Here is a 9544-nt window from a genome sequence, read left to right as displayed (position 1 = left end):
TTCCGTCCACCCCGTGATGTGATCTCGCCCCCAACACCGGCCACCCCACCCCCGCGGGGGGGGCGCGCACCCTTTCCCCTTCTACTGCTCCTTGTTGGCGGCCTTCTTCTCCGCCGCGTCCTCGATGACGGCCTCCGCCACCTGCTGCATCGACAGCCGGCGGTCCATCGAGGTCTTCTGGATCCAACGGAAGGCGGCGGGCTCGGTCAGCCCGTACTGCGTCTGAAGCACGCTCTTGGCCCGGTCGACCAGCTTGCGGGTCTCCAGCCGCTGGGAGAGGTCGGCGACCTCCAGTTCCAGGGTCTTCAGCTCGGTGAAGCGGGAGACGGCCATCTCGATGGCCGGGACCACATCGCTCTTGCTGAACGGCTTCACGAGATACGCCATCGCCCCGGCGTCCCGGGCCCGTTCGACCAGTTCGCGCTGGGAGAAGGCGGTCAGCATCAGAACGGGGGCGATGCGGTCGGCCGCGATCCGCTCGGCGGCGGAGATGCCGTCGAGCACCGGCATCTTCACATCGAGGATGACGAGGTCGGGGTGGTGCTCCTGGGCGAGCGCGACAGCCGTCTCCCCATCGCCCGCCTCGCCGACGACGGAGTACCCCTCCTCCTCGAGCATCTCCTTCAGGTCGAGGCGGATGAGGGCCTCGTCCTCGGCGATGACGACGCGGGTTGTCTGCGGTGGGACGTGCGACTGCGCGTCGGGGGCGTCAGCGGTGCTCACTGTGGTCCTCGTTTTCCTGGCAGGTGGGCACCATGAGCCTACCTAGCTGCGGTAAGGTGGACGCGCAGCGGGTCATTGGTGACCTTCGAAACTGCAAGCCCCGGTAGCCCAATTGGCAGCAGGCAATGGATTCAAAACCCATACAGTGTCGGTTCGAGTCCGACCCGGGGCACATTTCCTTCGATTCCAAGGTCACAATGGAATCGGTCTTCTTCACTCGATGAAGTGAAGGCTTCGGCGAAATACCACGTCGGGCCGAAGTACTGAACCAGTACTTCGGCCCCAAGGAGCGAGGCTCGGCTACCTCAGGTCGTCCGCGCCGATGTGGTGGACGCGGACCAGATTGGTGGAGCCGGAGACACCGGGCGGGGAACCGGCGGTGATGATGACCAGGTCGCCCTTCTTGCAGCGGCCGAGGCGCAGCAGTTCCTCGTCCACCTGGGCCACCATCTCGTCCGTGGAATCGACCATCGGACCGAGGAAGGTCTCCACGCCCCAGGTCAGATTGAGCTGGGAGCGGGTGCCCGGCTCCGGGGTGAAGGCCAGCAGCGGGATCGGGGAGCGGTAGCGGGAGAGGCGGCGCACGGTGTCGCCGGACTGGGTGAAGGCGACGAGGAACTTCGCGCCGAGGAAGTCGCCCATCTCGGCCGCCGCGCGGGCCACCGCGCCGCCCTGGGTGCGGGGCTTGCTGCGCTCGGTGAGCGGGGGCAGGCCCTTGGCGAGGATGTCCTCCTCGGCGGCGGCCACGATGCGGCCCATCGTCTTGACCGTGACGATCGGGTACTTGCCGACGCTGGTCTCGCCCGAGAGCATCACCGCGTCCGTGCCGTCGATCACCGCGTTGGCGACGTCGGACGCCTCGGCCCGGGTGGGGCGGGAGTTCTCGATCATCGAGTCGAGCATCTGGGTGGCGACGATCACCGGCTTGGCGTTCCGCTTGGCCAGCTTGATCGCGCGCTTCTGGACGATCGGCACCTGCTCCAGCGGCATCTCCACGCCGAGGTCGCCGCGGGCGACCATGATGCCGTCGAAGGCGTCGACGATCCCCTCGAGGTTCTCCACCGCCTGCGGCTTCTCGATCTTCGCGATGACCGGGAGCCTGCGGTCCTCCTCGTCCATCACCCGGTGGACGTCCACGACGTCGTCGCCGTTGCGGACGAAGGAGAGAGCGATGACATCGGCGCCGATGCGCAGGGCCCAGCGCAGGTCCTCGATGTCCTTCTTGGACAGCGCGGGGACGGAGACGGCCACACCGGGGAGGTTGAGCCCCTTGTGGTCGGAGACCATGCCGCCCTCGATGGCGATGGTGTGCACCCGGGGGCCGTCGATGTCGACGACCTCGAGGGTGACCCGGCCGTCGTCGACGAGGATCCGCTCACCCTTGCTGACGTCGCCGGCCAGCCCCTCGTAGGTGGTACCGCAGCGGAACCGGTCGCCCTCGATGGGTTCGACGGTGATGATGAACTCATCCCCGCGTTCAAGGAGTACGGGCCCCTCACGGAAACGGCCGAGCCGAATCTTCGGACCTTGAAGGTCGGCGAGGATGCCGACGCTGCGACCGGTTTCCAGCGAGGCTTTGCGCACTCGCCGATAACGCTCCTCGTGCTCGGCATAGGTGCCGTGGCTGAGGTTGAAGCGGGCCACGTCCATTCCGGCCTCGATGAGCGCCTTGATCTGCTCGTACGAGTCGGTGGCGGGTCCCAAAGTACAGACGATTTTTGCTCGGCGCATGATGCCGAGCCTATGACTTACCGGCGAGTAAAGAACTGAGAACTTCACACTCCCCCATGGCCTTTGGATGGCAGGTTATTGACAACTAATGAAACGTGCAGTGGGCCGCTCCGATGAGCGTTTCGGAGGGTGGTTCCGGGGCTCCGGAGGAGGCGTTTCACAGCTCGGGCGGGGTCATGGTGAAGCGCGCGTTGACGTGCGCGTACACCGTCTGGCGCTGCGGTTCGAGGTCGAGCGCGGCCACGGCGTCCCGGTCGGCGGGGCCGCCGTAGCCGGACCGGGCGCGCGGGGCGGCGACGGCCACGGGCTGGAACGGTCCCTCCTCCGCCTCCAGGTCGGCGAGCTCGGTGAGCGCGACCAGCCGGGCGTCGAGCGCCCCCGCGTACTCGCGGGCCCGCCGCACCGCCGCGCGCACCGCCCGCTGCCGGGCCCGGCCGTACGCGGGCGAGTCGGGGCGCAGCCCCCACCAGGGGCCGTCGACCCGGGTGAGCTCGAGGTCGGCGAGGCGGGTGGTGAGCTCGCCCAGGGCGGTGAAGTCGGTGAGGGTCGCGGTCAGGTGCACCCGGCCGTGATAGGCCCGTACGCGCTCGTGGCGGCTCTTGGGGTTGATCTCGGGGGTGACCGAGAAGGCACCGGTCTCCAGCTTCTCGACCGCCTCGCCGTAGGACTTCACCAGCTCCAGGACCTGGTTGTTGCGGCGGGTGAGGTCCTCCAGCGCGGCGCGCCGGTCGGCGCCGCGGGCGCTGACGGCGATGGTGAGCCGGGCGATCTCGGGGTCGACCTCCAGGGTCGCCTCGCCGCGGACGGCGACGCGCGGGGTCTCGGGAGTGCCGTACGGCACGGAGGCGGCGGGCTGGGGCGGCGGGCCGGGCTGGGCGGGCTGCGGCGGCGGGCTGGGCCGGCCGGGCTGGGGCGGCTGATTCATGGCGGCTCCCGGTCAGGTGCGCGAGGGCTGGTGCGAAGCGGTGCGGTTGGGCCAGAATCTACGCGCGTTGTGCCCATTTCGCAGGTATCTCAGGGGAGATCAGCCATGCCGCTCAACCGTCGGAAGTTCCTCGGCCGCACCGCGGCGAGCGGTGCGGGGGCCGCCCTCGCCTCCGCCGCGGCCGCCGTCCCGGCCGAGGCGCGGGGCCACGAGCGGCCCCGGCGGCGGTACGCCTTCACCGTGATGGGCACGACCGATCTGCACGGCAACGTCTTCAACTGGGACTACTTCACCGACGCCGAGTTCGACGACACGGCGCACAACGATGTGGGCCTGGCGAAGATCTCCACGCTGGTCGACGAGGTCCGCAAGGAGAAGGGGCGCCGCAATACGCTGCTGATCGACGCGGGCGACACCATTCAGGGCACCCAGCTGTCGTACTACTACGCCCGGGTGGACCCGATCACCGGGGAAGGCGGCCCGGTGCATCCCATGGCGCAGGCGATGAACGCGATCGGCTATGACGCGGCGGCGCTGGGCAACCATGAGTTCAACTACGGCATCCCGGTGCTGCGGAAGTTCGAGGAGCAGTGCGACTTCCCGCTGCTGGGGGCGAACGCGCTGGACGCGAAGACGCTGCGGCCCGCCTTCCCGCCGTACTGGATGACGCGGCTGCGCACCCCGTGCGGACGGGATGTGAAGGTGGCGGTGCTGGGGCTGACCAACCCGGGCATCGCGATCTGGGACAAGGTCAATGTGCAGGGGAAGATGACCTTCCCTGGCCTGGAGGAGCAGGCCGCGAAGTGGGTGCCGCGGCTGCGGTCGATGGGCGCGGACGTGGTGATCGTCTCGGCGCATTCGGGGACCAGCGGCACCTCCAGCTACGGCGACCAGGTGCCGTATGTGGAGAACGCGGCGGCGCTGGTGGCCGAGAAGGTGGCGGGGATCGACGCGATCCTGGTGGGCCACGCGCATGTGGAGATCCCCGAGTCGCGGGTGGTCAACAAGGAGACCGGGCGGGAGGTCGTGCTCTCCGAGCCGCTCAAGTGGGGTCAGCGGCTCACCCTCTTCGACTTCGAGCTGGAGTGGGAGCGGGGCCGCTGGCGGGTGGCGTCGGTGTCGGCGAAGGTGCTGAACTCCAACGCGGCCGGGGAGGACCCGCGGATCGTGCGGCTGCTCGACGCCGAGCACAAGAAGGTCGTCGGCTATGTGAATCAGGTGATCGGCACCTGCTCGGCGGCGATGACGGCCACCGAGGCGCCGTACAAGGACGCGCCGATCGTCGACTTCATCAACCATGTGCAGACCGAGACGGTGAAGGCGGCGCTGGCGGGGACGGAGTACGCGGAGCTGCCGGTGCTCTCTCAGGCGTCCTGCTTCTCCCGTACGGCGGCGATCCCGGCCGGGGAGGTCACGATCCGGCAGGTGGCGGGGCTGTACCCGTTCGAGAACACCCTGGAGGCGCGGGTGCTGACGGGCGCCCAGCTCAAGGACTACTTGGAGTTCTCGGCGCGCTACTACGTCCAGACCCCGGCGGGCGGCGATGTGGACCCCGCGAAGCTGACGAACGCCTCGGACATCCCGGACTACAACTACGACGCGGTGGGCGGCCTCACCTACGAGATCGACATCGCGAAGGCGCCGGGCTCGCGCGTCGCGAAGCTCAGCTTCGACGGCAAGCCGGTCGACGAGAAGGCGCGGTTCGTGCTGGCGGTCAACAACTACCGGGCGAGCGGGGGCGGCAACTTCCCGCATGTGGCCTCCGCGAAGCAGCTGTGGGCCAATTCGGAGGAGATCCGGAACACGATCATCGCCTGGGTGCAGGCGAAGGGGACGATCGATGTGTCGCGGTTCGGGTCGGTGGACTGGAAGCTGACCCGGGACGGCGTTCCGGTGTTCTAGTTCGCTTCTTGGAGGACGAGGCGTGCCCCCGGCGCGGTCAGGTCCGCGTCGGGGTGAGGGGGGTGCGCTGGTCGGGGAGGTGCGGATTGCCGATGACGGTGCCGCACCGCCCGGACGGCTGGAGCCCGAAGGCGGTGAACGCGGTGCGGGACGGCAGCCGGTAGGCGGGGTCCGTGAGCAGCGAGTTGAGGATGACGGCGGAGCGCCAGGCGGCGAGGCCGAGGTCCGGGGTGCCGACCCCATGGGTGTGGCGCTCGGCGTTCTGGACGTACACCGAGCCCTTGATCATGGGGTCGAGGACCAGACAGTGGTCGGCGTCGACGCGGGGGCGCTCGGAGGCGTCCCGGCGGATGTAGGGGTCGAGGGCGGCGAGGAGGGTGTCGACGCGGCGCTCGCGGTAGCCGGTGGCGAGGACGACGGCCTCGGTGGTGTGGCGGGCCCGGGTGCCCTGCTCGGTGTGTTCCAGGTGGAGTTCGAGCTGGGCGGCGGCGATCCGGCCGGCGGTGCGGACGGTGACACCGGGGGTGAGGACGGCGCCGGGCCAGCCGTCGGAGTGCAGGGCCCGGCGGTAGAGCTCGTGGTGGATGGCGTCGAGCGTCTCGTGGGCGATGCCCTTGTAGAGCTGCCACTGGCGGGGCAGCAGCTGGTCGCGGGCGGGCTCGGGCAGGGTGTGGAAGTAGCGGGTGTAGTCGGGGCTGAACTGCTCCAGGCCGAGCTTGCCGTACTCCATGGGCGCGAAGGCGGGGGTGCGGGCCATCCAGTGGAGCCCTTCGGCGCCGAGGGGGCGGTTGCGCAGCAGGTCGAGGAAGACCTCGGCGCCGGACTGGCCGGAGCCGATGACGGTGACGTGGCCGGTGGCCAGGAGCCGCTCGCGGTGTTCGAGGTAGTCGGAGGAGTGGAGGACGGGGACGTTGGGGGCGTCGGCGAGCGGGCGCAGGGGTTCGGGGACGTACGGCTCGGTGCCGACGCCGAGGACGAGGTTGCGGGCGTAGACGCGACCGAGGGCCCTGCCCTCCTCATCGGTCGCGGCCGGATCGGACGCGGGGGCGTCGGCGGCCGGGCCGAGCCGGGCGAAGTCGATTTCGAACAGCTCGTATTCGTGGTCCCAGCGGACGGCGTCGACGCGGTGGTCGAAGTGGAGTCCGGGGAGCTGTTCGCTGAGCCAGCGGCAGTACGCGTCGTACTCGGCGCGCTCGATGTGGAAGCGCTCGGCGACGTAGAAGGGGAACAGCCGCTCATGGGCCTTGAGGTACTGGAGGAAGGTCCAGGGGCTGCCGGGGTCGGCGAGGGTCACCAGGTCGGCGAGGAAGGGGACTTGGATGGTCGCGCCGTCGATGAGGAGGCCGGGGTGCCAGTGGAAGGCGGGCCGCTGCTCGTAGAAGGCGGTGCGCAGGGCGGGGACACCGTGGGCGAGGGCGGCGAGGGAGAGGTTGAACGGGCCGATGCCGATACCGGCCAGGTCCACGGGCCGGTCGGCGGCCCGGTCGGCGGTGGCGGGATCGGCGGACGCGGCGGGGTTGGGGGGTTGTGCGGTGCTCATGGGGTGGTGTTGCCTTCCACGAGTTCGAGCAGCCCGCGCAGATCGTCGGGCTGGATGTGCGGGTTGAGAACGGTGGCCTTGAGCCACAGCCCCGAAGGAGTGGCGGCACGGCCGAGGACGGCCGCCCCGTGGTGGAGCAGGCGGCGGCGCAGCGCGGCGACGGCGGCGGGCGGTGCCCCGGTGGGGCGGAAGAGAACGGTGCTGATGGTGGGGCGGGCGTGGAGCTCGAGCCCGGGGCGGGCCTCGATGAGGTCCGCGAGGTGCTGGGCGGCCGCGCAGACGTGGTCCACGAGTTCGCCGAGACCGCGGCGGCCGAGCGCCCGCAGCGTGACGGCGATCTTGAAGATGTCGGGGCGGCGGGTGGTGCGGAGCGAGCGGCCGAGCAGATCGGGCAGGCCGGCTTCGGTGTCGTCGTCGGCGTTGAGGTAGTCGGCGTGGTGGGCCAGCGCGGCGAGCGCGGCGCCGTCGGGCACGGCGAGGAGGCCCGCGGCCACCGGCTGCCAGCCGAGTTTGTGCAGGTCGAGCGCGACGGTACGGGCGCGGTCGAGCCCGTGGAGCCGTTTGTGGAGGGTGTCGCTGAAGAGGAGGGGCGCGCCGTAGGCGGCGTCGATGTGGAGGGTGGCGGCGTGGTGGTCGCAGACGTCGGCGATGTCGGGGAGCGGGTCGATGGCCCCGGTGTCGGTGGTGCCGGCGGTGGCGACGACGAGGGTGGGGGCGTCGGACGGCTGGTCGAGGGCGGTGTGGAGCGCGACCGGGTCGAGGACGCCGCTGGGGGTGGGGAGGGTGAGGGGCTCGGGCAGCCCGAGGAGCCAGGCGGCGCGCTGGACGCTGTGGTGGGCGTTGGCGCCGCGGACGATACGGAGGGGAGCGCCCTGGGCGGCCTCGCGGGCCAGGAGCAGGCCGAGCTGGTTGGATTCGGTGCCGCCGGTGGTGACGAGGGCGTCGGGGTCGGGACCGTGGGGATGGACGAGTTCGGCCAGGGCGCGGCAGGTCAGCGACTCCAGCGCACAGGCGGCGGGGGCCTGGTCCCAGGAGTCGAGGGAGGGGTTGAGCGCGGAGACCGCGAGGTCGGCGGCGGTGGCGACGGCGAGCGGCGGGCAGTGCAGATGGGCGGTGCAGCGGGGGTCGGCGGGTTCGGCGGCGCCATGGGCGAGGGCGCGGACGAGGCTGCGCAGCGCGTGGTGGGGCCCCTCCCCCTCGTCGGGGATGAGCGGCCGGGCCGCACCGCGTATCCGCCGGGCCACCGCGGCCGGTCCCCCGGCCGGTAGGGGGCCACCGCGGTCGGCGGCGCCGTGGGCGAGGGCGTCGAGGACGGTGTCGACCATCGGGCGGAGCACGTCCGGTCCGCTCTGGCCCCCGGCGAGGAGGCGGGCGGTTCCGGATGCGGGCACGGGCATGGGTGTGCCCCTAGGGGGTGTCTGGGCGGCGGTCAGGGCTGCCTAAATTACTTCGCACGCCGGCGGTCCGATCCGGGGTCGGGGTCAAGTGCACCCGTACGTGGTACGGCCCGGCCCCGCGGATTGATCGGCGGCGCCGGGCCGCCCCGGGCCTGCCGCCTCGTCCGGCCTGATCGGTTACTCGATGTGCCCCGTCTCGGGGTCCACCTGGCGGAGGAAGTCCCGTGCGGCCGCCTCCAGTTCCGGTGTGCTCAAGGAGTCGGCTCCGTGCACACCGGTGGTGAAGCCGTAGCCCGGGTTGGGCCCGGTCAGCCAGGTGAAGTCGTACGTCCCGGGTTCGCCGGGACGCGTCGCGACGTCGAACCGCTCCCCGTCGACCTTCAGCATCCACTGGCGGCGCGCTCCTCGATCCATGCCGTCAGTCTGCCCCGTGCCCGGACCGGGATGAGATCGGCATCGCGTCATGCCTGTTCCAGGCCGCCGCTCGACGGCAAGCTCACCGCGAAGGCGACGGAGGCCGCCACGAGGAGGAGAGAGCGATGATCAAACGAACGGGCAGGGTGATCTGCGACATCACGATCACGGCCGACGGGTACTCGGCCGGGCTCGACCAGACCGAGGAACGCCCGTTCGGCGACGACGGCGGCGACGGCTCCGGCGACAAGCTGCACGCCTGGATGTTCGATACGCCCGACGAGAACCGGGCCGAGGTCGACCGGATGACCGCCGCCGCGGCGTTCATCATGGGGCGCAACATGTTCGGCCCGGTGCGCGGCCCATGGGATCGGCAGTGGAACGGCTGGTGGGGCGGCAATCCCCCGTTCCACGCACCGGTGTTCGTGCTCACCCACCACGCGCGCGAGCCGCAGCCGATGGACGGCGGCACCACGTACTACTTCGTCACCGACGGAATCGCGGCGGCGCTGGCACAGGCACGCGCCGCGGCCGGCGACGGCGAGGTCGCGATCCATGGCGGCGCGACCACCATCAACCAGTACCTCGCCGCCGGCCTGATCGACGAGCTGCGGCTGCACATCGTGCCGTTCACGCTCGGCGCCGGCACGCGGCTGTTCGAGGGCGTCCCGCCGCTGAGACTGGAGCAGGTGACGTCGCGGGCGGCGAGTCTGGTCACGCATGTGACCTACCGCGTGCTGTCCTGAGCCTGGCGGCGCCGCCTTCGACGAATTCGTCTCCCAGTGCGCGTACGGGAGAAGAGGAGCGCCTCGACTTCCTCAGAGCCTGTGTCATATCCCCGGTCGGATCAGCGTGCGGCGTCAGGGGGCACCTCCCAGCGGTAGCTGGGGGAGCGTGCGATCGCAAGGCGCC

At 70.8% G+C, this 9544-nt stretch carries 8 protein-coding genes and 1 tRNA gene; 3 read left to right on the top strand and 6 right to left on the bottom strand.

Annotated elements, in window-relative coordinates:
* Positions 1-81: 81 nt before the first annotated feature.
* A complete protein-coding gene (locus ACFXB5_RS26110; protein WP_385212015.1) occupies positions 82-723 on the bottom strand; it encodes an ANTAR domain-containing response regulator in 642 nt (213 codons plus the stop codon).
* A gap of 97 nt (positions 724-820) precedes the next feature.
* Between ACFXB5_RS26110 and ACFXB5_RS26105 the strand changes: the two genes are divergently transcribed.
* A tRNA-Leu gene (locus tag ACFXB5_RS26105) sits at positions 821-895 on the top strand.
* Positions 896-1023: 128 nt separating this feature from the next.
* On the opposite strand, the gene pyk is transcribed toward ACFXB5_RS26105, so the two are convergent.
* A complete protein-coding gene (pyk, locus tag ACFXB5_RS26100; RefSeq protein WP_385212013.1) occupies positions 1024-2454 on the bottom strand; it encodes a pyruvate kinase in 1431 nt (476 codons plus the stop codon).
* A 157-nt stretch (positions 2455-2611) separates the two neighbouring features.
* The gene (locus ACFXB5_RS26095; protein WP_385212012.1) at positions 2612-3379 is read right to left on the bottom strand and encodes an SIMPL domain-containing protein; all 768 of its coding nucleotides are present in this window, start codon (positions 3377-3379) and stop codon (positions 2612-2614) included.
* Positions 3380-3484: 105 nt separating this feature from the next.
* Between ACFXB5_RS26095 and ACFXB5_RS26090 the strand changes: the two genes are divergently transcribed.
* The gene (locus tag ACFXB5_RS26090) at positions 3485-5281 is read left to right on the top strand and encodes a bifunctional metallophosphatase/5'-nucleotidase (RefSeq protein WP_385212010.1); all 1797 of its coding nucleotides are present in this window, start codon (positions 3485-3487) and stop codon (positions 5279-5281) included.
* A gap of 37 nt (positions 5282-5318) precedes the next feature.
* On the opposite strand, the gene ACFXB5_RS26085 is transcribed toward ACFXB5_RS26090, so the two are convergent.
* The 3 genes from ACFXB5_RS26085 to ACFXB5_RS26075 form a co-directional block, all read right to left on the bottom strand.
* On the bottom strand, positions 5319-6821 hold the full coding sequence (locus ACFXB5_RS26085) for a lysine N(6)-hydroxylase/L-ornithine N(5)-oxygenase family protein (RefSeq protein ID WP_385212008.1): 1503 nt from the start codon (positions 6819-6821) through the stop codon (positions 5319-5321).
* Positions 6818-8218 (bottom strand): pyridoxal phosphate-dependent decarboxylase family protein, encoded by a 1401-nt coding sequence (locus tag ACFXB5_RS26080; protein ID WP_385212006.1) that lies wholly within the window; start codon positions 8216-8218, stop codon positions 6818-6820. Before ACFXB5_RS26080 ends, ACFXB5_RS26085 begins: the two co-directional genes overlap by 4 nt.
* Positions 8219-8395: 177 nt before the next feature.
* Positions 8396-8632: a hypothetical protein gene (locus ACFXB5_RS26075; protein ID WP_385212004.1), complete on the bottom strand. Its 237-nt coding sequence runs from the start codon at positions 8630-8632 to the stop codon at positions 8396-8398.
* Positions 8633-8757: 125 nt separating this feature from the next.
* On the opposite strand from ACFXB5_RS26075, the gene ACFXB5_RS26070 reads away from it, so the two are divergent.
* Positions 8758-9378 carry a dihydrofolate reductase family protein gene (locus tag ACFXB5_RS26070; protein WP_385212002.1) on the top strand — a complete coding sequence of 207 codons (621 nt, stop codon included), beginning with the start codon at positions 8758-8760 and terminating at the stop codon, positions 9376-9378.
* Positions 9379-9544 lie beyond the last annotated feature (166 nt).

Origin of the sequence: Streptomyces sp. NPDC059455 (assembly GCF_042750115.1) — a bacterium.
Lineage (GTDB): Bacteria > Actinomycetota > Actinomycetes > Streptomycetales > Streptomycetaceae > Streptomyces > Streptomyces endocoffeicus.
Note: the sequence above shows the minus strand (reverse complement) of the source record. Positions and strands in the feature narration are given on the sequence as shown.